Raw genomic sequence first — 26,045 nt, forward strand, 5'->3', positions numbered from 1 at the left:
TCATCCCCTATAGACTTCTTCGGGATTGAAAACCTTCTGGCCTATATTCTCCAGTTTCTCTGGGGGGATTAATTTCCGGTAGAAGCATGAGTAATATCCTGTATGGCATGCTCCACCTTTTTGTTCTACTTTGAGTATTATGGCGTCCATGTCACAGTCTACGAGTATTTCATCCACTTTCTGGGTGTGACCTGAACTTTCACCTTTCAACCAGACTTTTTTCCTTGAAGTGCTCCAGTAATGGGCCATACCAGTCTCTATTGTACGTTCTAGGGCTTCTTTGTTCATATAGGCTACCATTAGGACCTCTCTAGTATTTTTATCCTGTGCTATTGCTATTATAAGTTTCTCCCCGCCTATTTCGTGCCTGAAATTTAAAATTATTATTCCTCCTTTAGATATTCCATTATCTTATCAATTTCTACAAGCTCTTGGGAGCCTGTTTTCATGTCTTTTATGGTGACTTTACCCTCTTTGAGGTCTCTTTCACCTACGAGGATGACCTTTTCCACGTTGAGATGATCTGCGTATGATAATATTTTCCTCAGTTTACGACCTGAGAGATCAACATCTGAGGGTATGCCCTCCTCTCGGAGCTCTTGGACTATCCTGTAAGCTGATGGGCGGGTTGAATCCGAAACAGGGGCCACGAAAACCTTTGCGAATTGGAAAAGCTCATCCTTTTGTTTTTTGAGAGCGGCTACTAATCTGTCGAATCCGAAGGCGAATCCTGTTGATTGGATTTTTTCACCACTGAACAATTCTATGAGGTTATATGTGCCCCCTCCACAAATCTGTTTCTGGGCTCCCAAGGATGGTACATAGATCTCAAATACTATGCCAGTGTAGTAGTCTAATCCCCTGGCAATCCCCAAATCAAGGTTATAATCTTCAACTTTAAAATCATCTAGGAGTCTTATAAGTTCTCTGAGATCATCTATAGACTCTAGTGCAGGTTCACAACCCCCAACCATTTTCTCAACATTTTCAAGCACACCTAGGCCACCTTCCATGCCTATAATGGATAATAGCAGACTTTTCATGTTTTCATCCGCTTCTATCCTTTCTAGGTGGAGTTTAAGTTCCTGCACGTCCCCTTTATCGATGAGACCCATTATCCTATCCTGTGATCCTCCTCTTATCCCAGCATCTTCCAATAAGCCCCTGAGTATTCCAAGGTGTCCTATATGTAACCTGTATTCTTTGAGGCCGAGTTCTCGCAGACAATGCACTGCTAATGCTATCACCTCCGCCTCCGCCTGTGGAGATTCCGCGCCCATAAGTTCGCATCCAAACTGCCAGAATTGTCTGAATCTACCAGCCTGGGGCCTCTCATACCTGAAACAACTCCCATAATAGTACATTTTTATAGGCTTCGGATGTTTTCTCAGCTCATTCAAATATAGTCTGGCGGCTGGTGCTGTAAGCTCCGGCCTCAAGGCCAAGTCCCTGTTCGCTTTATCCTTGAAATGGTATATCTGTTTCACTATCTCTTCTCCAGATTTTAAAGTGAAAAGTTTCAAATCTTCGAAAATTGGAGTTTTTATCTCATGATAACCATAAGTTTCAAAGACTCTCTTCAATGTTCTTTCCACTTCTTTCCTCTTTTTCATCTCTTCAAAGAGGAAATCTCTTGTCCCACGTGGCCTTGTTATCTCCATGTATTCTCCTCCAAATCCGTGGACTATTCATAATATTTAAGGTATTCCTCTAACATTTTAGGGAATGATAACGCATCAAGGAATCTTAAACCTAATCTTTCAGCCCATACTTGGATACCTTCATCTGCTGCGACTACACCAGCACCTAGTTCCTTGGCCAATAATAGAACATCAAGATCTGGGGCGCTGTCAAGAGTCCCCTTACGGAGGGCGCCCCTATATTTTTTCCTGAAATCTTTTATAGCCCCGCCTATCACTTCCATTTCTATCTTACTCTTTTTAACACCCTTTGAGGCCATTACCATAGCCTCTACTGCAGCCTCCCATATAGCGGCCTCTGAGATCCTCATACCCTTGTTCATCCTCTCCCTTATATCCCTAACATACTCGAAGAACACCTGGGAGGGTATCTGAGTGTCATAACGGTTTGGTGTCTTTTTCACTATCCATGTCTCTGCCTTCACAAGTATATCCTCTGGACAACTATACCTGTTCATATAATCAGTGAACTCCTTATAGGTTACTGGGGGCATATGACAGCTTATATTTAATCTTATACGAGATCTTGCTATAAGATCAAGGAGCTTATCAACTGCCTTGTGGAGATCCCCATCACCTATCATAGCTCTCAACTGATTATCAGTAAATGCAGTTGTATCAAGTACAAATCTTTGTTTTGCAAGCACCTTTATTCCCCTCTCATGAACGTGATAGAATATATTATCATCATCAACAAATAAATATACTTGGATCTACCCAAAGGAATTAAGGAAAGAGGAGGCTCCTACTAATGATAACGGGAAAAACCAATGTTGTTGGAGTGATAGGAGATCCAGTGGAGCACAGCCTATCACCCATCATGCATAACGCTGCATTCAATCACCTAAAACTAGATTATGTATATGTGGCCTTCCACGTGAAAAAGGGAATGGCAAAAGAAGCGATAGAAGCCATGAAAACCTTTAATATCAAGGGCCTTAATGTCACAATCCCACACAAAGTACGCATATTAAAATATATTGACGAAATAGATGAAACAGCAAAACTTATAGGGGCGGTTAACACCCTAAAACTAGAAAAGGGGAAAGTATGGGGTTTCAACACAGATGGTATAGGTTGTGTAAGAGCCCTCGAAGAGGTGACAAATCTCAAAGGCAAGAATGTCATAATATTAGGTGCTGGTGGCGCCTCAAGAGCCATCACATTCCAACTAGCTTCTTCCAATGTAGGGAGCCTACACATCCTCAACAGAACACCTGAAAACGCCAAGAAAATAGCAGAAGACATAAAAGAAAAGCTAGGAATCAAGGTATTCGCAGGCGGCCTAGAACACTTAAAGGAGAAAATCGGGGATGCTGATATACTCATCAACACAACACCAGTTGGAATGTACCCTAACATCGATGCAAGACCCCTCGCAACCGCGGACATACTCCACGAAAACCTCATAGTGAAGGATCTGGTCTATAATCCACCCCAGACAAGATTATTAAAAGAAGCAGAAAAGGCAGGGGCCAAAACAATATCAGGAATAAAAATGCTAGTATACCAGGGGGCAGAATCATTCAAAATATGGACAGGGAAAGAAGCCCCCACAAGTATAATGGAAAAAGCAATACTAAAAACCATAAGGTGATCAAAATTGGAAGGACCATGGGTTGAAAAATACAGACCAAGAACACTAGAAGAGATAGTGGGACAAGAACACATAATATCACGACTTAAACGCTACGTTGAACAAAAGAGCATGCCCAACCTCATGTTCACAGGACCGGCAGGAGTCGGTAAAACAACAGCGGCACTAGCACTCGCCAAGGAAATATTAGGAAAAAATTGGAGACAAAACTTCCTAGAACTCAACGCCTCTGATGCAAGGGGAATAGACACAGTAAGGACAAACATTAAAAACTTCTGCCGCCTAAAACCCATAGGAGCGCCATTCAGGATAATATTCCTAGACGAAGTAGATAACATGACAAGAGACGCCCAACACGCCCTGAGAAGAGAAATGGAAATGTACACGAAAACGGCAGCATTCATACTCTCATGTAATTATTCATCGAGGATAATAGAACCACTACAATCAAGATGCGCCATATTCCGCTTCCTACCACTTAAAGGCCACCAGATAAAAGAAAGGCTAGAATACATAGCAGAAAAAGAAAAACTAGAATATGAACCAACAGCTTTAGACACCATAGCATACCTCTCAGAAGGCGACCTTAGAAAAGCCATAAACATATTACAAGCAGCAGCATCACTACAAGAAAAAATAACCGAAGACACAATATACGAAGTCGTCTCAAGGGCCAGGCCGAAAGACGTTCGTAGAATGATAAAAACAGTCCTAAAGGGAGATTTCATGGACGCCAGGAAGATTCTAAGAGAAATAATGGTATTACAGGGTGTGAGCGGAGAAGACATGGTAGACCAAATATACCAGGAAGTTTCAAGACTAGCCATGGAAGGATCCATAGAAGCTGAAAATTACATAAAATTCGTCGATTCCATAGGAGAATACGACTTCAGGATAAGAGAAGGTGCAAATCCCAGAATACAATTAGAAGCGCTCCTCACAACATTCCTAAGGGAATAATCGGAGAATGAATAGGAATGGCATGGACCGAAAAATACCGCCCCAAAACATTCAACGAGATGGTTGGAAACAAAAAAGCCATCGAAGAGATAAAAGAATGGATCAAAGAATGGAAAGATGGCAAACCACAACCTCCACTCTTACTATTAGGACCCCCAGGGACAGGGAAAACAACACTAGCCCACATCATAGGATCCCACTTCTCAGATACATTAGAGCTTAACGCCAGTGACAAAAGATCCTATGATACCCTTATAGACATTATAGGAGAAGCATCAACCACTAGATCACTATTCAATGATAACCTTAAACTCATCATACTAGACGAGGTTGATGGCATCCATGGAAACGAAGACCGAGGAGGAGTTCGCGCAATAAACAAGATAATAAAAGAATCAAAGCATCCCATCGTTTTAACTGCCAATGATCCCTACAGTAAAAAACTCCAAACAATAAAACCAGCCTGTAAAATCATCAACATCAGAAAGGCACACCCAAACTCAATAGTAGCATACCTCAAAAGAATCTGCGAAGAGGAAAGCATAGAAGCAGACCCTAAGATCCTAAGAGAACTTGCAAAAAGGTCACACGGAGACCTAAGATCCGCAATAAACGACTTAGAAGCCATGGCAAAAGGGGAAAAGAGGATCGGAGCCGAAATCTTAGAAGCTGGTGAAAAAGATGTTTTCCCAGGCTTATTCGATGCCATAAGAGCCATCTTAAAGAGTAAAAACATTAGGCATATAAAAGAAGCCATGCAAATCGACGAAGACCCCCAACTATTACTTGAATTCACAGCAGAAAACATCCCAAGAGAATACGAAAAACCCCACGAGATAAAAAAGGCCTATAATCATTTATCCCGTGCTGACATATTCTTCGGAAGAGCAACACAGACAAGAGACTACATATATTGGCGCTACGCATCAGAACATATAGGAGTAGGAGTAGCCCTATCAAAGGATGAAACTTATAAAAAATTTACAAGATATGCAGGCCCAGGATCATTCCAACTTCTCGGAAGGACAAGAACCAAACGCCAAATAATAGAAAACTTAGCGGAAAAAATTTCAAAAAAGCTCCACATATCAAAAAAGGTTGCCATCACAACACTCCCCTACCTCAAGATAATCCTAGAAGATGAAAAAACCGCCCAAGAGATTAGAAAGTACTTAGAATTAACAGATGAAGAATACAAGATCCTAAAAGGGAAGAGAAAGCAGCGCAAAAGCAGAAAAGCAAAACCCAAGAAGATGAAAAAAGAGGATCCCCCACATCAAGGGAAACAGACAACACTCCTACAATTCAAATAAACCCCTTATCCCCCCTGATATACTCCAAAGATTTCAACATGTTCTCCCTAAACTGTGGGAGAACCTCCTCAAAGAATCCAATAAACTCTTGGACAACATCATCCCTCGTCACCTTTATTGGCCCAACCCCAAGCCATCTTTCAATCCAAGCTACAGGCACCTTAGATAAAGGATACAACAACCTTCCCTTACGATCCTCCAATGGAGGACCACTAATCAACTTACCATTTATCATTTTCTCTATCGCATCGGCGATTATATGATCAAGTGTTAATGGGCATGCGATAAGATCAAAACCTTGTCTAGTCACCAATCTGACTCCATATTTTCTAGTGTAGGGTTCCAATACAGCATATAAAGTGTATGAGAGGGGATCATCACCCTCCTTGATGAGTATCCTCTGGTGGGGCTTTAATTCATTTGAAAGTACACGCGAAACCCTTGAACAAATCATCTGGAAGATCTTAGACCTCACAACCTTCATATTAGGATAATATTTCTTGAAGAGTTCCTCTCGCTTCCTGGAAAACCTTGAAAACCTAAGATTGTTTATAAGGATAGAATCTTCCATAACACTCACAAACCTCGTGTCAACACCAATACTCGACAAGAACTTGATAACCTCGCCCTTCCCCATCTTGATCTCCCCCTTTAAAATACTCTAAAACTTATTATCTCATACCCCCTAAATAATAATATAATAAGATGAGGAGAAAGGTGGGCAAGTTGTTCAACTTCCTAAAAAGGAAAAGTGGCAAGGAAAATATCCTCGAAATAGAACCAGAAGGCCCCGTAGATTGCATAGCAGATTTCACCTACAATTTCTATTGGCAACAAAAAGGCGAAGAACTCGAACCAGAAGACCAAATACCAGGAACAGATCACACATACAAAGACATTGTAGAACACCTGAAAAATAAAGGCACCCTAAAGATAATAGGGGACGCAGGCCACAGATTATGTTCAAGCATGGGAGTTGACCTAAAGTTCTTCGGGGGGACAGGAAAAGCAATAGATGTAGGCAATGTTATCGTAGACGGCGACGTTGACACCCGAATGGGTATAAGCATGCTAAGAGGGAGCATATACGTTAAAGGCAAGGTAAAAGAGCCAATCGGCAACCTAGTTGAGGTAGAATCTGACAGAAAAGGCTATAAGAAATTTAAGTCGATCACAGACATAGTCACCAATGGCCTCCAAGGAGAAAAGCTTATAGGGGCAGTTTTAGCTGGTAATAGTCTTAAGATAAATGATGGGCGTGTAAGGGACACAATAGGGGCGCGCTTGGACGTGGAAGCCCAGATAATACATGAAGGCGACGTTGACCTTTCCACTGGTATACTAATGAAAAAAGGTGTTGTTAAAGTAAATGGGGATGCTGGCAGGAATACAGGAGCACTACTAAGTGGCGGAACAGTGATAATAGATGGGGATGCCGGCGACTTCACAGGCATCGACATGAAATCAGGCACAATAATAATAAATGGAAATGCAGGCAAGTTCATGGGGGCTCAAAGGAAAGGAGGGATCATACTAGCAAAAAATGGTAAGCCAGTACCGCCAACATCAGAAAATAAACTCACAGAAGAAGACAAACAAACACTAATAAGATTCGGCCTCAACCCTCACTCATTCAAAAAATTCTCATAATAAACTCCAAATGGTAATGTGACTCTTCCATCTGGGGGCGAATCCACCATATTGTTTAACACAGTCCAAAAAAGTGTGTATCCTAGGTGAATTTTATCCCTTTTGATATCGTAAGGGAGGCTTAGCCACGGAAAGTTAAAATTTTAAATTGCATAATTTTTTTTGAATTCGGCTTTAGATCGACCTTCTGATATACTTGTGCATTCGTTGGTTGAAAATTGCTTCACCTTTTCGGGGAAGGGTTTAGGGGCGGAACCAGTTTTTTCAAGGTTCCAATAATGAAATTTTGAATCAGCATAATGTATAATTATAGCAAGGATGATGATTCCCATCATCCACCCATAATGACCTGTAATATAAAATATTATCGCAAAAATAAGTGGTACTCCGATAAATTTCAAGTGTCTGTTCCTTACCATTCTATATTCTTCGTCCAAGTTTTCTGGTTCCTTTGGCATAACAACACCTATTATCACAAAAGGCTGTTAAATGCACAGCTAACTTAAAAACATCTCCAGGATCGCTTAAAGGTTTGGCTATGTAAACTTCACTCTTTAGCGTGTTAGCATGAATATCCTCCACAAGTAAGGATTTAACAGTTTCTAATGGGAATTCGACCTTTGAAAGTGATGCTTCAAGCCTATCATGCCCTTCTTTACTCACAGTATAATCCTGCAAATAATGTAAGGCCCCTTCCCAAATATATTATCCAAGTGTTGTCTTTTTTTTTATCAATGCCCCTTCTGGATTGGTATAAGTAATCCCATGCCTTTTTTCTGATATCCAATTTTTTTGAGGACTATTACGTTGTATTTGTCAATGTGGTAATGGGAGAGTTTGTGGAGGAAGTTGTTTCTCTGGTTTTTTTTTCGAGCTTCTCGTAAAAAGCTTGGCATACTTTCCTTTTTGCTTTCTCCCTTTCTTTGACCTTTCCTTGTCAATTGTTTTCGGGCTTTCTTTTATCTTCTTTATTGTCCTGTCGAAGAATAGAGGATTTTCGAATGTTACACCATCACAGTCAATACGGTAGTCGGTTTTATCGATGTCAAGGCTTATGATTTTGCCAGATGGTAAGTGATGATCGGTTCAATTTGAAAGATTGCGAAACATTTCCCACTTTTACTCTTTTTCACTATTACTCCTTTCATTTGACTGTCGATGGGGGCCACTTTGACTTTGCCAACTTTTGAGAGTGAAAGTCTGTTTCTGTTCAGTTTGAAGCCAGTTTGGTTGAAATTTAGGAGTTTTGAAAAAATTTGGGGGGAGAAGCCTTGTATCTCACCTTCTTCAGCTCTTTTGAGGGCTTTGACCAGAACCTCTTCTCTGGAATAAGATGATATTATACTATCTTTCCTTAGCCAATTTCTAACCTTATCATTTATTATCTGATAAAAAAAAGTATATATTGAATGTTGGATAAAATAGGAGGCTGATGTTTAGTATTGTAGAGTATTTGAGTAATATTGTTATTGGGTTCATCCAAGAAACAGGATACTTTGGAGTTTTTATATGTATGGTCCTTGAGAGTGCATGCATCCCATTGCCTAGTGAGGTTATAATGCCGTTTAGTGGATATGTAGCATGGAAGGGTGCTATGAGCATCCTTGGGGTCACATTTATAGGGGCTCTAGGAAACCTTATAGGCTCATGGATAGCATATCTTGTGGGATTTTATGGTGGCAGACCATTCCTTGAAAAATATGGTAGGTATATTCTCATCACAGAGAAAAAGCTTGAAATGGCAGAAGAATGGTTTGCAAAGTATGGTCATGAGGCGGTTCTAATCTCAAGGGTTCTTCCTGTTATACGTACATTCATCTCATTACCAGCTGGGATAGCAAAAATGGACTTGAAAAGGTTCACAATCTACACCTTCATAGGATCGGTGCCATGGTGTTTCGCCTTAACATACATTGGATATAACTTGGGTCCTAACTGGTCGACTGTAGAATCCATATTTCATCTGCTTGATTATGCTGTTATCATAGGATTGGCCTTGCTTATAGTCTATCTGTGGAGGAAGATTTAACTATCCTCTTTTTTTTGATGGGGAGTTTCTCATAATATTCATTGTAGCCTAGATGGAAGTGTGGAAGTTCCCTTTTAAGCTCCTCTTCAAGTTCTAGTATCATCTGGTATTCTTTGGAGTTTACGTAGGCTATTAGTTTATTCTCCCATGCTTTTGGACATTTTAAACTGCAGGGTATGAAACCTGATGGTAGTATAAGTGCATATGCGTCTTCTGGAAATTCCATTTCGTCTAGTTCTTTTAGGTGTTTTTTGTCTATTGCGAATCTTGTCTCTTCTGAAAAGCTTTTCATGCAACATTCTGGATAGCCTAGTAGTCGGCCTATCTGGTAGTCGTCGCCCCGGTAGATTCCAAGTTCTGTGGATACGAGCGGGTCTAGGGCGGGTCTTGTTGGGGGATTATATCTGTTGACGATCTCTATCTCTTTTTCTAAGCGGGCCATTAATTGGCTGAAGTAGAACTCATCCACGCGACAGATGCTTTTGGGGCCGTCCTGGCACCTGTTTTTTCTTAATTTGATTATTCTTTTGTAGATTTCCTCGAGCAATATGGTCTTCCCCCTATTTTTGGGATTTTAGGACTTTATATTCTAGTATTAGGTCTTTTCCTAGGGTGTGGTATTTTTTGAGTTGTAATTTTATCGCATCTTTCATATAGGGTATGCCCTGGCCGCCTACTAGTGTTTTTGCTTTAACTCCACCTACTATCATAGGCGCTATAGCGACTCTTACTTCATCTACGAGGCCTTCTTTGAGCATGGAGAAGTTTAGGGTTGAACCGCCTTCTAGCATTAGTTTTTTTATACCCATCTTTTTTAGTTCGGCCATTAATTTTTTCAGGTTTACTTTTTTGTTGCCGGTGGTGATGATTTTGGCTTTTTGTGATAGTTTTCTGATTCTTTCTTTTGGGGCGCTTTTGGAGGTTGCTATTATTGTGGGGGCTTCTTTGTTGAGTATTCTGGAATTTAGGGGTGTTCTTGCTTTGCTGTCGACAACTATTCTTGTGGGGTTTTCTGATTTGTCTGCTTTTATCTTGTGTATTGTTAGTCTGGGGTTGTCTATGAGTACTGTGTTTATTCCTACCATTATAGCGTCACATTCTCTTCTTAGTCTATGGACTCTTTTAAGATCTTCTTTTCCTGATATTTCCGAGCTTCCGGTGTGGGTTGCTATTTTGCCATCAAGTGTCATGGCAGCGTTTAATATAACATAGGGTTTCAATTTATTGTACACCCCCTAAGATTATTATGTGGGGATGATATATTCTATTTGATTTGGAGGTATAAAGTTATGGACAGGTATGAGAGAGGTTTGAGGATATTATATGAGATTAATAGGGATTCCTATGAGGAGCTTAAGGGGGAGTTGGAGGATATAGCGCCTGATTTTGCGCGTATTGTCGCTGAGTTCCCTTATGGTGAGATATATTCCCGTGGAGGTCTTGATCTTAAAACCAGGGAGCTTATAACTATTGCTGCTTTAACAACCCTTGGAAGCGCCACTTCGCAACTTAAAAGTCATATACGTGGTGCTGTTAATGCTGGTTGTACTAGGGAGGAGATAATAGAAACAATAATACAAATGTCAGTATATGCTGGGTTCCCAGCCGCTATAAATGCTCTTATAGCGGCTAAAGAAATCCTAAAAGATTAGGGGGGGATGATCATATCCCGAATACTTTTTTCGCATTTTTTTCTGTTATCTTATCAACTTCTGCCATGCTCATATTTTTTATTTGTGCTATTTTTTTCAGTGCTTCTTCTATGAATGATGGTTCGTTCCTTTTGCCCTTGAATGGGGATAGGTATGGGCTGTCAGTTTCTGTTAGGATACTTTGAAGTGGCAAGTCCTTGATCAGTTTCTGGTGATGATCTATGAAACATACCATAGTAGAGAATGAAAGATAGTAACCTTCCTCTATTATATTTTTTGCCGTGTCTATGCTGCCACTGTAACAGTGGAATATCACATCTTCTATTGGGTGTTCTTTTATGATTTTGAAGGCTTGTCTTTCACTGTCCCTTGCATGGATTATGAGTGGGAGCTCATATTCAATTGCAAGTTCTATGAATAATCTGAAGATTTTTTCCTGCCTCCTGCGACCTTCCAAGTCCCTTGTATGGTGGAAGTCCAATCCACTCTCACCAACACCCACCGCTTTTTCTATATTATCCTCTATTTCTCTTATAGTGGCCTCTATGATATTATCTTCCATCCTAGCCGCGTCTACTGGATGTAAACCCAAAGTAGGATATATGAAATGTTTATACTCTTCTGATAACCCTATGGACCTTCTCACACCCCCAAGACCGACTCCACAATCTATTATGCCTGTTAACTTCTTCTTGGCCCTTTTTATAACCTCTTCCCTGTCCTTGTTAAATTCTTTGAAGTCTATGTGGCAATGGACATCTATTATCCTACCAAACCCCCACAAACTAGATGCCGAATCTCCTCTCACGTTCCTGATATGATCTCAGAGCCCTTAAAAAGTCCACTTTCCTAAATTCTGGCCAAAGACTGTCACAGAAATATAATTCAGAATATGATGATTGCCATAGTAGGAATCCACTCAGTCTTTCCTCGCCACTCGTCCTTATGATAAGGTGGGGGTCTTCTAATCCTGCAGTATAAAGGTTGTCATTTATAGTGTCCTCATCAATGTCCTCTGGTTCGATTTTACCTTCTTTAACCATCTGAGCTATCTTCCTTGTGGCTTCAACTATTTCTAGCCGCCCATCATAGCCTATGGCAATATTAAGAATCTTATCATCGTATTCTTCCGTGGCCTTTTCAGCTATTCTAATAGCTTCTTTCACATTCTCGGGTAAAAGGTCGAGGTCGCCTACGGCTTTGATCTTCACACGATTTTTATGGATCTTCTCATTTTCGGCGACTTTTTTAAAGTTTTCCTCGAATAGTCTCATAAGACCCTCCACTTCATTCTTAGGACGTTTGAAGTTTTCAGTGGAGAATGCATAAACTGTCACGATCTCTATTCCAAGGTCTATACACCAATCTAGTACTTTTTCAAGGGTTTTAATACCCTTTTTATGGCCTTGTATAGGATCTTTACTTCCTTGTAATCGTGAATAGCGCCTGTTACCGTCCATTATTATGGCTACATGCCTTGGCATTTTCTCCTTTTTCAAATTTCTTAAAATGTACCATTCGTAGAGTTTATAGATTGGTTTTAGGAGTTTCATGCACGTCCTCCTTCATATTAGCAAGTTTATATGCGAATTTTAACGCTCTCTCATAGCCCTCGACGGTCTGGGCCCTTGAGGTGTCTATAAAAATAGGGTCTATTCCAAGGGTTATAGCCCCATGACTTTTAGCTGATCCGATTAACACAAGACTCCTGAATATCAGGTTACCTGTTATACCATCTGGGGCTAGAATCAGATTACGTCCATCCTTTATAGCATCCTCTATCAGAATATAATAATGTTTTATATCATATTTATCTTTTATCATTGATGTTAACTTCTCGGCTTCTTTGATTGATTTGTCGATTTCTGGTGCTCTTCCAATATCCTGTGGCCTGCCACCTGAAATAACAGCTATACTAGCCTTGAGACCTATTTTTTCCATGAACTTGGAACAATAGGCTATTATCTTTATCTTCTCGTCTATTGTGAATCCTTCATCTATACCAACAGGGGCGAGGAAAAAACTGTGATCATCTAATTCTATAAATGATGCCCTCTTAGGATCGCCAATCTTTTTTAATTCTCGTATTATAGGCGCTGAATTTAGTGAACCTCTCACATATGCATCCCCAAGATCCTCATGGATCATCTTGATAAATTCATCCTCTGAATAAGATAAAAGAACTTCAAAGTCTATATTATTCGCCGCTTTTTCAACATTTTTGTTTTCACCAACTCCTACTACAACCACCATATTTAGAGCCTCTCAATGATAATTTTACTCACTCATTTCAAATTATGATAGAATTCTCAATACTCTATACAAAAGGTTTATTTATGAATAATAATATAAGATAATTTTGTACGCTCCTTTTTGTTAAGATGATGAAAAGGAGCAATGATGATACCTTAATTTGGGGGTGTTTACTGGGGGGTGTCCCAGTTGAAGGCTGAAAAATCCCACTCCAAAGGTTATCTTATCTGTAGTGAATGTGGAGGCTATTACAAGTTGGAGGAAGGTGAAAGCCCTTCTGATTTTGTCTCATGTCAATGTGGGGGTTCACTCCAATATTACGATTCTCTAGAAAAAGCTTACAGAGAAAAACCTCACGAAATTAACGAAACCACCGAAAGAGTGAATTCTGAGAAATTTGAAATTATCAAAGAGAGTAAAATCATAGAAGAACCCCATGGGGAAATAATCGGCGCTGGAATTACTAGTAACAGAGAAACACTTGAAAATTTACTCAAAAATGACCTTGACGATGCCCAAGATCTAATCTACACCATACAAAATAAAAGAAAAGAAATTAAAACCCATAAAAACACCAACTATTATTTAATATTGGCGGCTATAGTCACAGTTATCCTTCTAATCATTTTAATCTTTTAACTGGGGGAAGCCCCCCACATTAACACCAATATAAAAGAGATTTCAGCTACTCCACTACCTTTTCCATGTTTACCCCCCCACAGTGGGGGGTGCTCACACGAGGACAAGTCCTTAAAATGATGACAATTTATATAATAGAAAGGTACCAACAGAATATCCATGAGAAAAAAAATCATCATAATATTCATAATAGTTCTTGCAATTATTATTTTTATTTCCTCTATGTATATTAAAAGTCCTCAAAATGTGATGATAGGAGAAAAAAAAGGTACTGCTCTTATGCGCTGATCCAAGCGAGCCAAGACCGGGCATAGGAGCAGTTGACATGGCATTCATCATAACCTTGAATAATGGGAACATAACAAGTATAAAATCTATCTACCCAGGGCAGATGGCCCATCCCACTGCAGTACCGCCACCATCCCTAAGAGCTATAGGTGTTAAAAAATGGTATCTACATGATGCTCTCTGGGAAAAAGACACAGAAAAGGGGGCGAAGCTCGCCCAGGAGATAGTGGAATATAATACTGGTGAAAAGACAGATGTTGTGGTTATAGTAACCCCAGAAGCTGTTGACGCGATCCTGGCAAGGGTAGGGCCAGTATACGTGGAGGGGAGAGGTTACGTCTCAGGCAATTCAATAGACTTCCTAAGAGAAGAACAGAAAAATGGATACACTAGGGGAGAGGCGGTGAAATCTCTTATGAAAGCCATATTAGACTCTGCAAGGGATAGGGGCAAGTATGTAGACTTATTAGATGAGGTGGTTAAGCAAAATGCACAAGGTAATATCATTGTAATCCCACAAACCGCCCTTGTGGAATTTTTAACATACACAGGATTCGAAAAACTTATAAGATAAGCATGCAATTCACCATGCAGGGTCTATTTGATGGCCTTTTTAATGGATTCCTCCATCACCTCTAATGTCATGTCGAGATCTTCTTTTCTGTGAGCTGCTGAAATAAAACAGCATTCAAATTGTGATGGTGGCACGAAAACCCCACCCTTTAAGAGACCATGGAAATACCTTTTGAACATTTCTAAGTCAGCCGTCTTGGCACTAGTATAATCTTTAACCCTTCTCTCGGTAAAGTAGACCTGGAACATTGATGATAACCCTGCTATATAAAATTCTAGACTATTATCCTCTAGAATATCCTTCATACCATTTCTTATCATTTCCCCTTTCTTATTAAGCTCCTTGTAAATGTCCTCTGTTAATCCTTTAAGGGTTGTTATACCCGCAGTTACCGATACGGGATTCCCATTGAATGTTCCGGCCTGATAAACATCTCCTGCAGGTGATATATGCTCCATTATCTCTCTAGAACCTGCTAGTGCGCCCATTGGGAATCCTCCTCCTATGATCTTCCCATAGGTTACAAGATCTGCAGCTATATTATAATATTCTTGGGCACCACCAGGGGCTATTCTGAAACCTGTGATAACTTCATCAAATATTAAGAGTATGCCATTTTCACTTGTTATTTTTCTCAAAAATTTTAGGTAGCCATCCTCTGGTTCTATACAGCCTATATTAGCCATAATAGGCTCTACTATTATTGCTGCAATATTATCATCATCTTCTATTATACTCGCAACTGCTTCTTCATTATTGAAAGGCGCTGATATAGTGTTTTTTATCGTGTCTGTGGGTATGCCCGGTGAATCAGGGGCTGCTGTCGCGCCAGATCCTGGTTTTACCAAGACATAATCATGTGCGCCATGATATGCGCCCTCAAATTTGATTATTTTATCTTTCCCAGTGAATGCCCTTGCAAGTCTTATTGCAGCCATTGTAGCCTCTGTACCCGAATTCACAAACCTTATCATTTCAGCGGCCGGCACCCTTTCAATGACAAGTTTTGCAAGTTCCACTTCGGCTTTTGTTGGCGTACCATAAGTACTGCCTTTTTTGATTTGTTCGCAGACCGCACTTATAACCTTCTCTGGGGCATGTCCAAGAATAAGGGGGCCATAGGCTAGACAATAATCTATGTAACGGTTGCCATCAATGTCATAGAGCATGCAACCTTCACCTTTCTTGGCAAAGAAAGGGTATGGTTCGAATCTTCTTACCGGAGAGCTCACACCACCAGGTAAAACCTCTAAAGCCTCTTTAAATAGACTATCGGATCTCATATTATTCCTCCTCTCTTTTTCGCGAGGTTTATTAGGGCATTTGTAGCTGCCACTGCAACTGGGGTCCCACCCTTTGGACCGGAAGTTATAAGGTATGGTATGTCTGTTTTTGTGAGGAGTTTTTTGGATTCAGCAGCACCTACGAAACCAACAGGCACACCTATTATGGAATTGACATCCATACCCGCTTTTGCCAATTTTATGAGTTTTAGGAGTGCTGTTGGCGCATTACCCACTACCACAACTCCACTGAAACCCTTTGAGGCCGCATATTCCATTGCAGCAGCTGCCCTGGTCATGTTTTTATCCTTCGCCATCCTTATAACACTAGGATGGTTTATATAACATTTGACTTCCCCATCATAGGATATCCCTACTTTCACCATTTCAACATCTACTAGTATATCTTTAAGGCCCCATAAGGCATCTATAGTTGAAGGTATGAAATCTTGGCTCATCTTAGTGATATCAGCATATTCTGGGTCGGCCGTGGAATGAACTATCCTTTCTATGATGGCCGATTCCTCTGGGGATAACCCTTCTATCTTGTCTCTTATAAGCTTCTTTATGATCTTTCTACTTTTTTCCGCGATTTCTTCTCCTTTTCTCGTGGATGCGCCCATCATCCAGATCACATTTCAAGGGGTTAATCTTCTTCTATCTCTTGGGAATAACACTGTTTCCCTGATATTTTTAATCTCTAACAGTGCCATGGTGAATCTTTCAGCTCCAAGACCCCAACCTGCATGTGGTGGCATACCATACCTGAAGGCTGAAAGGTAACTTTCGAATGATCTGGGATTTAGTCCCTGTTTCTTGATCTTTTCAACTAGGAGATCGTGTTCATGGACCCTCATGGCACCAGAGGATATTTCAAGGTCCTTGTACATGAGGTCGAAGGCATAACTTTTGCTTGGATCGTCCTCCCTTGGCATTACATAAAATGGTTTTATGCTAGTTGGCCAGGATTTTATAAAATAGTATCCGTCCATTATCTCGCCTAGAGCTTTTTCAGCAGCCCTTGAGAGGTCCTCCCCATATCTAAGGTGGACTCCTTGGGAGTTGACTATCTCCACAACTTCATCATACTCTAGTCTTTCAAATGGTAGTTTTGGTATTTCAAGTTCTCTGCCTAGAATTTCGAGTTCATCTTTGCAATGTCCCCTAATGTCTTTTATGACATTTACAACAAGTCTTTCAAGTATTTTCATAACATCTTCATGGTTCATGAAGGCCGCTTCTATGTCGATGGATATGACCTCGTTTAGGTGTCTGAGGGTGTCGTGTTCTTCGGCCCTGAATATTGGTGCTATTTCATAGACTTTGTCGAGTCCGCTTGCCATCATCATCTGTTTGTAGAGTTGTGGACTTTGGCCTAGGAATGCTTCCCTTTCAAAGTAGGTTATGGGGAAGAGTTCTGTCCCTCCTTCGGTTGCTGATGCAACCAGCTTGGGGGTGTTTATTTCGATAAAACCTTCTTTTTCGAGGAAAACCCTCACAGAATGTAACATTCTACTTTTTATCTTGAATATTGCACTTACTTCGGGCCTTCTAAGGTCTAGGAACCTTGAGTCTAGTCTTGTGTCAATTTCGGCTTTAACCTTTCCTGTGGGGTCAAGTGGTAATGGTTGTTGTGATTTAGCCAAAACTTTCACATTGGAGGGTATTATTTCAACGCCTCCTGGGGCCTTGGGGGATTTTTTGACTGTCCCTTCTACTTCTATAACGTATTCTTTTTTAAGTTTTCTTAACTTTTTGAATAGGTCTTTTGATGTTTTTTTACTTGGGGCGGTGATTTGTATTATACCTGTCCTGTCCCTGAGTAGTATGAATATGATCCCTCCAAGGTCTCTTATTTCATGCACCCAGCCCATGAGAATAGTGTGGGATCCGTCAAGTGATGTTGTGATCTCATTTGAATAATGGGTTCTCCTTGTCTTACCGAGCATGATTGTCACCTCATAAGCCTTTTTTTAAAGGATTCTGCATGTGCATAGAGTCCCTCATATTCTGCAAGTGGGATTACAATATCCTTAAGTGTTATAAGACCTTCTTCTGATAATATTTGTACTGTGGGTTTTTTCAAGAAGGATTCTGTTGATAGTCCTGAGTACATCCTTGCACATCCACTGGTAGGTAGCACATGGTTGGTTCCTGAACCATAGTCTCCTGCAGAAACTGGTGTTAGCTCTCCGAGGAATATAGACCCCGCATTTTCAATCCTATCTAATAGTGTCTTAGGGTCCTTGGTCATTATTATAAGGTGCTCAGGGGCGTATTCATTGCTGAAATAAACAGCCTCTCCAAGATCCTTTACAATGATTATCCTACCATAATTTTCGAGGGACTTTCTTATGATGTCACCCCTTTTAGCATGTTTAATCTTATTCTCTAGGATATTATAAACTTTCTCTCCAAGACTCTTTGATGGTGTTACAAGTACCGAGGCTGCATCAGGGTCATGTTCGGCTTGGGCTATCATCTCAATGGCTATATATTCTGGGTTAGCGTGCTCATCAGCTATTATAAGAACCTCAGAGGGGCCTGCTATAAAATCAATGTCCACATCCCCATAGACCAACTTTTTAGCTGCTGTTACGAATATGTTCCCAGGTCCAACGATTTTGTCAACAGGGTTTATGGTTTCGGTTCCGTATGCCATGGCAGCTATGGCTTGAACGCCCCCAACCTTGTATATTTCATCTGCACCGGCCATGTCGGCCGCTATGAGTGTGGCTTCATTGATGGTCCCATCGTTGGCTGGTGGGGTGCAACAGATTATCCGTTTGACACCAGCTATCTTGGCGGGTATTATTGTCATAAGGGCTGTGGAAGGATAAACTGCCCTGCCTCCAGGTATGTAGCAGCCCACACTCTCAATTGCCCTTATAATTTGACCTCCGATTATACCATTGTTTATCTTCTTCAGCCATTGGTTTGGGAGTTGTAGTCTGTGGAATTTTTTGATATTTGCAGCCGCCATATCCAATGCATTTTTCACTCTTTCATCTATCTTCTTGTAGCTTTCTTCTATTTCCTCCCTTGTAACTTTGAATTCTTCGATGTCGGCACCATCGAATTTCTTTGTGAATTTTCTGAGTGCCTTGTCACCATCTCTTTTAACCTCGTCAATTATCTTCTTAACAGGTTCTGTTACATTATCGATATTTGGTGAGGATCTTTTCACAAGTTCTTTTATCATGTGAGCTTCGAATTCTCTGATCTGCATATCTATCACAAACATTAATTTTATCAGATGTTTTATACGTAGTTGGAGGGGGGTCAAATTTTGACCATTTTCATGGGGGGTTATTCCCCTAGCGAAAGATACCGTTAAACATGTCATTAGGTAGGATTGTTTAAATTTATAATACTATTGGGGGGGTCAACTAAGAAATTTTTTATATGGTGGCTAATTTTCAGAATATTTCTTTAGCTATTGTGAATCTTTGTATGATTTTAATCTTTCAATGCTATTAAGTTCCCTTCCAAAGAATGGAGGATACATTGGGGAGATTTTAGTTTACCAGATGATAAAACTTGATAAAAGGTGTCCCATTAACAATGGTGAAAGGGGCCGATTTAGCTACAAGTTTCGCATTTACTTTCCCCAGGCAGCTGAGGAAAAGCTGAACAGATAATATGGACTGTCACTGATTAATAATGTGTTTGAATAATTAATTTAAAGTAAGGAGATAGAGGAAGATAACCCACCCCTCAATGGGGGGGACACAAAAAGTAGAAACCTCCTCTTATAGTGGGATATTTCATTGATTTTTACTTCGATCCATGGGTGGGAAGTCCAAAAGTATTCGCCCATTACTGGGGAATGGTAGGCTTGCACAAAAATCCAAGAGGAAATGAGATCATCTCAGAAGGCGGATAATTTTTACTATGTGTCATTTTTTGAACACTTTTTTTTGTGCATTTACATAAAGGTATATAAAAGAAGAACATTATATATAAATCCAAAGCATATTAGAGAAAATTCATAGAGGGGCTTAATAGTATGATTTTTAGTGTACCAGTTGGTTATTTTTTGATTCCCTATCATTAGTTTTATATAATCTGCATTACTACTCTATAATGGAGGGAGTCGAGGCTGGTACCCATGTATAAGGATGAAATGATACAACTACATCAATTCCTAGTATACATTTTAAAATATCTCGAAAATGGTCATGACATAGAAAAAGAATGTGAGAAGTATTTTTCACTTAATATCAGCCCCCATCACATCCACCGGACAAAAGCGGAACACAAATATGCTATTTTTGTACTTTCAACAGCCATCTCAGAAATACTCGCAAAACAGGGAAATGACACACTACCCCCAAACATTGTAAATGGTCTATCAGAGCTCGCTAAAAGATCAAAAAAGGAACTTGCAAAAATGGAAGCTAATATAGAAGCTAAATAGGCTACTCAAGCATCTCCCAGCGTACAAAGAAGGGTAATCTCCCCATAGAAGGATCGAGGCCCCCAAATTACGCCCAGGAAAACATGAAATCATATAATCCCAATTTTTTAACTTTACATTTACACACAAAAAAGATAATAGTTGTATCTACTTCTTTAATAAGAAACCCCCCACATACTTCTGTATGATAAGGTCGCGAAATTATTAATATTAATAATACTGACATCAAACCTAAGAAACAATTTAGAAGGTGTTGAAAAAATGAAAGCTATGGAGAAGATTATCTGTCTCGTTGATGGTGAACATTATCTACCAGTTACAAAAGCCGCAGTTGAAACCCTTGATTGTATGGAACACATAGATGTTAAAGCTCTTGTATTCATAGGGGGTACAGAGAAACTCAAAACATCCTCCCCAGAAGAATATGCCAAGATCATGGAAAAACCAGTCTACTTCGGAGAGGACCCCCATAAAATCCCATATAATCTAATAAGAAAAATCATAAGAAAATATGATGCAGATACTGTTATGGACCTAAGCGACGAGCCAGTACTCGACTACTCCAAAAGGTTTAACATAGCAACCATAGTACTAGAAGAAGGTGCAATATACAGAGGCCCAGACTTTGAATTCCAACCACTCACAGAATATGATGTCCTCGAAAAACCATCAATTAAAATCCTCGGAACAGGTAAAAGGATAGGTAAAACAGCAGTATCTGCATACGCCGCCCGATTAATCCATGAAAAAGATTATAACCCATGTGTTGTTGCAATGGGCCGAGGGGGCCCGGAGGAGCCGGAGATAGTCCGCGGGGATAAGATACGCATCACACCAGAATACTTGATAGAACAAGCATACAAGGGCGTGCACGCCGCCTCAGACCATTGGGAAGACGCTCTCATGAGCAGAATATTAACAATAGGATGCAGAAGATGCGGCGGCGGCATGGTAGGTGACGTGTTCATAACAAATGCGAAACGTGGCGCTGAAATCGCAAATGAAGTTGAAGCGGACTTCGTTATCATGGAAGGGAGCGGAGCCGCCATACCCCCAGTAAAAACAAACAGACACATCGTCATAGTAGGTGCAAACCAGCCCATGATAAACATTAAAAAATTCTTCGGACCATTCAGGATAAAACTAGCAGATCTCATCATCCTAACCATGTGCGAAGAGCCCATGGCCACAAAAAAGAAAATAAAAGATATAGAAGAGTTTATACATGAGATAAACCCCAATGCAAAGGTCATACCAACAATATTCAGGCCCAAACCACTCCAGGATATAAAGGATAAAAATGTATTATTCGCAACAACAGCCCCAGAATCCATAATGGACGTGCTAGTAGCATACCTCGAAGACAAGTACAAGTGCAATATCGTTGGCACAACAACCCACCTTTCAAACAGGCCACTACTCCAAAAGGACATAGAAAAGTATATAAATGAGGCTGAGGTCATGTTAACAGAATTGAAAGCAGCAGCAGTAGATGTAGCGACAAAAGATGCGCTAGATGCTGGTTTAGACGTGGTATACTCTGATAATATACCTATTGTAGTGGATGAATCTCCTGAGGATCTTGACAAGGCCATAATAGAAGTTGTTGACGCGGCCATAGACGACTTTTACACCCGACTCACCCCATAATCACTTTATGGGATGATACACTTGGAACACCAGCAACTCAAAAAGCTCCTAAAATTCACCCTAAAAGAAAAGAGGGTTATAAAGAGGCTGGGAATCCCACCTGATGCTTTCATCCCACTCCTTTTTTCCATACGCTTTGGTGGGGATTGGAGTTTTGTGAGAAACTCTGATAAGTTCATGGCAGTGAAAGAGAAGATCACAGAATACGATGAAAAGGAAAAGGTCGGCTGTACCATCGAAATCGTATACCTCTTCTTAAATCCGAGAATACTCAAGGAAGAGGGGACAGTTTACAGACTGGAAAAATGCGGGGACAAAGGTGAAAGAAAACTTGTTAAAAGACCATATAAGATGATTATAGAAGCCGATTATATTATAAAAGCGAGTTTAGACCCTCTAAATCTCAAAATAAAACTTAAAAGGATAAAGGAACCTGTTAAATTTGAAGGTTCCGGAGCCTATGGAGCATCCCATGAAATGGAACACCTTTCAAAAGGCCAGATCAGTGGAAGACCATTCTGGGAATTCGAATATGAAATAGAAGAATAAAGGAAGGTAATTAGCTTTCTATCCAATTTTTCAATATTAACCAATAAAGTCCACTCCATAGAATGGAAGAAAGATAGCTGCAGAAAACATGCCCCTTATAAAATGATAAACAAGAATGTAATTGTGGAAAACTGTAATAACATAGAAACCCACAGCAGGGAAAAGACTTCAATAAATGATCTACTAATTCAGATCCATAGTATTACTTTAAGGAAAATAGGCACGCTAAAGATGGTCCACCCCTTATGAAATAGAATGGTCAATTCCACCATTTTGAACTAGAATGCTTGTATTGGATTCAGAGAACTGAAAAGTCTCCTAACAACCCCTTGAATCATGTCTTGAAAAAGGAATATTGGCAATATTAACGGAAAAATATCCATATGTCCCATTTCCATAAGAATGCGAAGAATGGGCGCCTAATACTCATAAATCCTTTTTTTGTGCACCTCCAGAAGGCTAAACCTTTATTAAGGTGCAAAGAACTTTGGGGTTTATTAACGTCACAAACTAAATATAACTTCTAGCATATTAAAATATTGGTGTATTAATATGAAAGCTGATGCCGTGAAAATTGCAGATAATGTTTACTGGGTCGGAGTCCTAGACTGGGATATTAGGAGCTACCATGGTTACACTCTCAAGGGTACAACCTATAATGTTTATCTTGTCTCCGGAGAAGATAAGGTAGCCCTTATAGATAACACATATCCTGGAACTGCCTCACAGATGATGGCAAGAATAGATGACGCACTCCAAAAGGAGGGCAAAGACAAAGTTGATATAATAATACAAAACCATATCGAGAGGGATCACAGCGGTTCATTACCAGAGGTTTGGAAAAAGTATAAAATACCTATATACTGTACGGGGAAAGCAGCTGAAGGATTAAAAAGACATTACCCAACCCTAGAAGATTCTAAGCTGGAGATAGTCAGGACAGGTGACAGCCTAGATCTTGGCGGTAAAAATCTCATGTTCCTTGAAGCTCCCATGCTCCACTGGCCTGATAGCATGTTCACATTCCTCGTGGAAGATGGTATACTATTCTCCAATGATGCCTTCGGACAACATTTATGCTACAATAAACGCTTTGACAGGGATGTTGATGATTATATTTTAATGGATGCTGCGAGAAAATTCTATGCAAATCTCATAACACCACTATCCCCATTAGTTTTGAGAAAATTCAAAGAAGTAGAGGACCTAGGACTCCTCGATAAGATAAAAATGATAGCACCATCCCACGGACAAATATGGACCAAGCCAGAGAAGATCATAAACGCATACAAAAAATGGGCCACGGGAAAATGCGAAGATAAAATAACAATAATATATGATACCATGCATTACTCCACCCAAAAATTGGCCCACGCCCTCGCAGAAGGGGCTATGAGCGAAGAAGTAGACGTTTCCATGTACTTCCTCCATGAAGACGAGAGAAGTGAAATAGTAAAGGATATACTTGAAAGCAAAGCTGTATTCATAGGGAGTCCCACAATTTTTAACGGGCCATTCCCAAGCCTTGGAGACCTAACATATTATCTGAGGGGTCTTGCCTTTGACAGGACAGGCTTCAGAAGACTCGCAGTTATTTTCGGTTCTAAAGGTTGGGGTGGGGGTGGGGTTAACAGCCTCAAACAGGAACTTTCAAAGGCAGGATTTGACGTGTTCGCCACCATAGAAGTTGATTATGTGCCATCAGAAGACGATCTACTTAAATGTTATAATCTGGCCAAATCAGCGGCTTCTAAGATAAAATCCCTTTAAAGTGATTAGATGGAGAAGATATTTCTAAGGGAGGACTTGTCCCCAAAGGATAAGCTTTTAACATGTTTATTCTGGGCTACTCGGAAAACCATCAGGGAAGTAGGGTGCGCTCCATTAAGGATAAATGAAATTAAAACATCAACAAAGATTTATAAACCCCATGGAAAAAAGTTACTAAAGCTTTCACCACCCATACTCGAGAATATAATAGATGATATGAGGAATGGTAGAACCGTGTCTTTTGAACTATCTATGGGTGAAGAGAGTTTAAAGGTTTATATAGATGACAGATCCTTTGCTGTTGCTTCCAAGAGGACAGAAGATCTTGAAAAGGAGATAACAGATAAGATAGGGGAAGAGATGAAAAGAAAAAAGCCCGATTTTTGTCAAACGTTCATGCCAAAAATCATGCCACAATAGTGGGTAAAATATTTATAGAACTCCTAACCCATGGATAATTGCAAATATTATATTGAGGTGATCACATGGCACAGTTAACTGGCTCACAACCAATAATAATACTACCAAAAGGAACCACAAGATATGTGGGAAAAGAAGCCCAGAGAATGAACATAGTAGCGGGCAGGATACTAGCAGAGACCATTAGAACAACCCTAGGCCCTAAGGGAATGGATAAGATGCTCGTAGACTCCCTAGGGGATATCGTAGTAACGAATGATGGTGTCACAATCCTAAAGGAGATGGATATAGCTCATCCAGCCGCTAAAATGTTGGTGGAAGTTGCAAAGACTCAAGAAGATGAGGTAGGAGACGGGACAACAACAGCAGTCATAATAACGGGAGAACTTCTCAAAAAAGCAGATGAACTCTTGGAAATGGGTGTGCATCCAACAATAATAGTTGAAGGTTACAGACAAGCAGCCAAAAAAGCCATAGAAATCCTGGATTCCATAGCGATAAATGCTAGGGATCGTGACACCCTACTAAAAGTTGCTATGACAGCAATGACAGGGAAAGGAGCTGAAAAGGCAAGAGAAACATTAGCAGAACTAGTTGTAGATGCGATACTCCAAGTTGAAGATAATGGTGAAATAGACAAGGACAACATAAACATTCAAAGGATACTTGGAGGATCAGTTGACGATTCCATGGTAGTTAATGGAATAGCAATCGACAAGGGAAGAGCAGACCATGCAATGCCAAAACGTGTTGAAAACGCTAAGATAGCATTATTAAAGTATCCAATAGAGGTCAAGGAACTTGAAACAGATGCAAAGATACGATTAACAGACCCATCCCAGATGCAAGCATTCATCGAACAAGAAGAACGGATGATAAAAGACATGGTCCAAAAAATCATAGATTCTGGAGCTAACGTCTTATTCTGTCAAAAAGGCATCGATGATCTTGCACTCCATTACCTTTCACGCGAAGGCATATACGCCCTCAAAAGGGTTAAAAAATCAGATATGAAACGTCTTGAAAGGGCCACAGGCGCTAAACTCGTAACAAACATTGAGGATCTCACAGAGGAAGATCTTGGAGAAGCTGGAGTAGTATATGAAAAGAAAATCTTCGACGAGCTTTTAACCTTTGTAGAGGATTGTAAGGATCCTAAGGCATTATCCATAATCTTGAGGGGTAGTACAAGACAAGTTGCAGAGGAAGTGGAAAGAGCTGTTGAAGATGCTATTGGTGTTGTTTCGGCGACTGTTGAGGATGAGAAGGTTGTTGCTGGTGGAGGGGCTCCTGAGGTC

At 40.2% G+C, this 26,045-nt stretch carries 29 protein-coding genes; 14 read left to right on the plus strand and 15 right to left on the minus strand.

Annotated elements, in window-relative coordinates; genetic code table 11:
* Genes hisI through DPC56_RS06520 form a run of 3 tightly spaced genes read right to left on the minus strand, consistent with a single transcriptional unit; the run spans position 1 to position 2,347 of the window.
* Positions 1-384: a phosphoribosyl-AMP cyclohydrolase gene (gene hisI, locus DPC56_RS06510; RefSeq protein WP_112094272.1), complete on the minus strand. Its 384-nt coding sequence runs from the start codon at positions 382-384 to the stop codon at positions 1-3.
* Complete coding sequence (gene hisS, locus DPC56_RS06515) at positions 384-1,661, minus strand: histidine--tRNA ligase (RefSeq protein WP_112094273.1); 1,278 nt, start codon at positions 1,659-1,661, stop codon at positions 384-386. The genes hisI and hisS overlap by 1 nt, the downstream gene beginning before the upstream one ends.
* Positions 1,662-1,684: 23 nt before the next feature.
* A complete protein-coding gene (locus tag DPC56_RS06520; RefSeq protein WP_112094274.1) occupies positions 1,685-2,347 on the minus strand; it encodes an RNA ligase partner protein in 663 nt (220 codons plus the stop codon).
* Positions 2,348-2,451: 104 nt separating this feature from the next.
* Here DPC56_RS06520 and DPC56_RS06525 point away from each other — a divergent pair, with 104 nt between their 5' ends.
* Genes DPC56_RS06525 through DPC56_RS06535 form a run of 3 tightly spaced genes read left to right on the plus strand, consistent with a single transcriptional unit; the run spans position 2,452 to position 5,570 of the window.
* On the plus strand, positions 2,452-3,297 hold the full coding sequence (locus DPC56_RS06525) for a shikimate dehydrogenase (RefSeq protein WP_112094275.1): 846 nt from the start codon (positions 2,452-2,454) through the stop codon (positions 3,295-3,297).
* Positions 3,298-3,303: 6 nt separating this feature from the next.
* The gene (locus DPC56_RS06530; protein WP_112094276.1) at positions 3,304-4,257 is read left to right on the plus strand and encodes a replication factor C small subunit; all 954 of its coding nucleotides are present in this window, start codon (positions 3,304-3,306) and stop codon (positions 4,255-4,257) included.
* A gap of 17 nt (positions 4,258-4,274) precedes the next feature.
* Positions 4,275-5,570, plus strand: coding sequence for a replication factor C large subunit (locus DPC56_RS06535; RefSeq protein WP_112094277.1), 1,296 nt, complete (start codon positions 4,275-4,277; stop codon positions 5,568-5,570).
* Here DPC56_RS06535 and DPC56_RS06540 read toward each other — a convergent pair.
* The gene (locus DPC56_RS06540; protein WP_112094278.1) at positions 5,563-6,207 is read right to left on the minus strand and encodes a hypothetical protein; all 645 of its coding nucleotides are present in this window, start codon (positions 6,205-6,207) and stop codon (positions 5,563-5,565) included. The genes DPC56_RS06535 and DPC56_RS06540 overlap by 8 nt on opposite strands.
* Positions 6,208-6,275: 68 nt before the next feature.
* Between DPC56_RS06540 and DPC56_RS06545 the strand changes: the two genes are divergently transcribed.
* Entirely contained in the window at positions 6,276-7,220 is a 945-nt protein-coding gene (locus tag DPC56_RS06545) for a hypothetical protein (RefSeq protein WP_112094279.1), read from the plus strand.
* 143 nt (positions 7,221-7,363) lie between these two features.
* On the opposite strand, the gene DPC56_RS06550 is transcribed toward DPC56_RS06545, so the two are convergent.
* Both DPC56_RS06550 and DPC56_RS08130 read right to left on the minus strand, forming a co-directional pair.
* Positions 7,364-7,678 (minus strand): hypothetical protein, encoded by a 315-nt coding sequence (locus tag DPC56_RS06550; RefSeq protein WP_112094280.1) that lies wholly within the window; start codon positions 7,676-7,678, stop codon positions 7,364-7,366.
* Positions 7,641-7,898 (minus strand): hypothetical protein, encoded by a 258-nt coding sequence (locus DPC56_RS08130; RefSeq protein WP_146737621.1) that lies wholly within the window; start codon positions 7,896-7,898, stop codon positions 7,641-7,643. Before DPC56_RS08130 ends, DPC56_RS06550 begins: the two co-directional genes overlap by 38 nt.
* 754 nt (positions 7,899-8,652) lie before the next feature.
* Between DPC56_RS08130 and DPC56_RS06560 the strand changes: the two genes are divergently transcribed.
* Entirely contained in the window at positions 8,653-9,249 is a 597-nt protein-coding gene (locus DPC56_RS06560; protein ID WP_112094282.1) for a DedA family protein, read from the plus strand.
* Here DPC56_RS06560 and DPC56_RS06565 read toward each other — a convergent pair.
* On the minus strand, positions 9,221-9,796 hold the full coding sequence (locus DPC56_RS06565; protein ID WP_220084824.1) for a DUF483 domain-containing protein: 576 nt from the start codon (positions 9,794-9,796) through the stop codon (positions 9,221-9,223). The two genes, DPC56_RS06560 and DPC56_RS06565, sit on opposite strands and share 29 nt — an antisense overlap.
* A gap of 13 nt (positions 9,797-9,809) precedes the next feature.
* On the minus strand, positions 9,810-10,469 hold the full coding sequence (locus tag DPC56_RS06570; protein WP_112094284.1) for a 2,5-diamino-6-(ribosylamino)-4(3H)-pyrimidinone 5'-phosphate reductase: 660 nt from the start codon (positions 10,467-10,469) through the stop codon (positions 9,810-9,812).
* A 69-nt stretch (positions 10,470-10,538) separates the two neighbouring features.
* On the opposite strand from DPC56_RS06570, the gene DPC56_RS06575 reads away from it, so the two are divergent.
* Positions 10,539-10,901, plus strand: a complete 363-nt coding sequence (locus tag DPC56_RS06575; protein ID WP_112094285.1) for a carboxymuconolactone decarboxylase family protein — start codon at positions 10,539-10,541, stop codon at positions 10,899-10,901.
* A 10-nt stretch (positions 10,902-10,911) separates the two neighbouring features.
* Here DPC56_RS06575 and DPC56_RS06580 read toward each other — a convergent pair whose 3' ends face one another.
* From DPC56_RS06580 to mtxX, 3 genes are read right to left on the minus strand one after another with little or no spacing between them, the layout of a single operon-like run.
* Entirely contained in the window at positions 10,912-11,685 is a 774-nt protein-coding gene (locus tag DPC56_RS06580; protein ID WP_394339530.1) for a TatD family hydrolase, read from the minus strand.
* Position 11,686: 1 nt separating this feature from the next.
* Positions 11,687-12,454 carry a polyprenyl diphosphate synthase gene (gene uppS, locus DPC56_RS06585; protein ID WP_112094286.1) on the minus strand — a complete coding sequence of 256 codons (768 nt, stop codon included), beginning with the start codon at positions 12,452-12,454 and terminating at the stop codon, positions 11,687-11,689.
* The gene (gene mtxX, locus DPC56_RS06590; RefSeq protein ID WP_112094287.1) at positions 12,429-13,154 is read right to left on the minus strand and encodes a methanogenesis marker protein Mmp4/MtxX; all 726 of its coding nucleotides are present in this window, start codon (positions 13,152-13,154) and stop codon (positions 12,429-12,431) included. The genes uppS and mtxX overlap by 26 nt, the downstream gene beginning before the upstream one ends.
* Positions 13,155-13,343: 189 nt before the next feature.
* Between mtxX and DPC56_RS06595 the strand changes: the two genes are divergently transcribed.
* Both DPC56_RS06595 and DPC56_RS06600 read left to right on the plus strand, forming a co-directional pair.
* Entirely contained in the window at positions 13,344-13,793 is a 450-nt protein-coding gene (locus tag DPC56_RS06595) for a hypothetical protein (protein WP_112094288.1), read from the plus strand.
* 310 nt (positions 13,794-14,103) lie between these two features.
* The gene (locus DPC56_RS06600; RefSeq protein WP_245923948.1) at positions 14,104-14,655 is read left to right on the plus strand and encodes a DUF4012 domain-containing protein; all 552 of its coding nucleotides are present in this window, start codon (positions 14,104-14,106) and stop codon (positions 14,653-14,655) included.
* Between the two features lie 23 nt (positions 14,656-14,678).
* Here DPC56_RS06600 and hemL read toward each other — a convergent pair whose 3' ends face one another.
* From hemL to hisD, 4 genes are read right to left on the minus strand one after another with little or no spacing between them, the layout of a single operon-like run.
* Positions 14,679-15,938 carry a glutamate-1-semialdehyde 2,1-aminomutase gene (gene hemL, locus DPC56_RS06605; protein WP_112094289.1) on the minus strand — a complete coding sequence of 420 codons (1,260 nt, stop codon included), beginning with the start codon at positions 15,936-15,938 and terminating at the stop codon, positions 14,679-14,681.
* Complete coding sequence (locus tag DPC56_RS06610; RefSeq protein ID WP_112094290.1) at positions 15,935-16,564, minus strand: cobalt-precorrin-8 methylmutase; 630 nt, start codon at positions 16,562-16,564, stop codon at positions 15,935-15,937. The genes hemL and DPC56_RS06610 overlap by 4 nt, the downstream gene beginning before the upstream one ends.
* 12 nt (positions 16,565-16,576) lie before the next feature.
* Entirely contained in the window at positions 16,577-17,887 is a 1,311-nt protein-coding gene (gene aspS / locus DPC56_RS06615) for an aspartate--tRNA(Asn) ligase (RefSeq protein WP_112094291.1), read from the minus strand.
* A 5-nt stretch (positions 17,888-17,892) separates the two neighbouring features.
* Complete coding sequence (gene hisD, locus DPC56_RS06620; protein ID WP_112094304.1) at positions 17,893-19,167, minus strand: histidinol dehydrogenase; 1,275 nt, start codon at positions 19,165-19,167, stop codon at positions 17,893-17,895.
* Between the two features lie 882 nt (positions 19,168-20,049).
* Here hisD and DPC56_RS06630 point away from each other — a divergent pair.
* From DPC56_RS06630 to thsA, 6 genes are all read left to right on the plus strand, one after another.
* Positions 20,050-20,358, plus strand: coding sequence for a UPF0058 family protein (locus DPC56_RS06630; RefSeq protein ID WP_112094293.1), 309 nt, complete (start codon positions 20,050-20,052; stop codon positions 20,356-20,358).
* Between the two features lie 261 nt (positions 20,359-20,619).
* Entirely contained in the window at positions 20,620-22,008 is a 1,389-nt protein-coding gene (locus DPC56_RS06635) for a cyclic 2,3-diphosphoglycerate synthase (protein ID WP_112094294.1), read from the plus strand.
* Positions 22,009-22,020: 12 nt separating this feature from the next.
* Positions 22,021-22,557, plus strand: a complete 537-nt coding sequence (locus DPC56_RS06640; RefSeq protein ID WP_181454411.1) for a putative ATP-dependent zinc protease — start codon at positions 22,021-22,023, stop codon at positions 22,555-22,557.
* Positions 22,558-23,109: 552 nt separating this feature from the next.
* Entirely contained in the window at positions 23,110-24,327 is a 1,218-nt protein-coding gene (locus tag DPC56_RS06645; RefSeq protein WP_112094296.1) for an FprA family A-type flavoprotein, read from the plus strand.
* Positions 24,328-24,336: 9 nt separating this feature from the next.
* Entirely contained in the window at positions 24,337-24,747 is a 411-nt protein-coding gene (locus DPC56_RS06650; protein WP_112094297.1) for a hypothetical protein, read from the plus strand.
* A 65-nt stretch (positions 24,748-24,812) separates the two neighbouring features.
* Positions 24,813-26,045: thermosome subunit alpha (thsA, locus tag DPC56_RS06655; RefSeq protein ID WP_112094298.1), on the plus strand; the 1,233-nt coding region annotated here is incomplete at its 3' end.

It is taken from the genome of Methanothermobacter tenebrarum (assembly GCF_003264935.1).
In the GTDB taxonomy this organism is placed as follows: domain Archaea; phylum Methanobacteriota; class Methanobacteria; order Methanobacteriales; family DSM-23052; genus Methanothermobacter_A; species Methanothermobacter_A tenebrarum_A.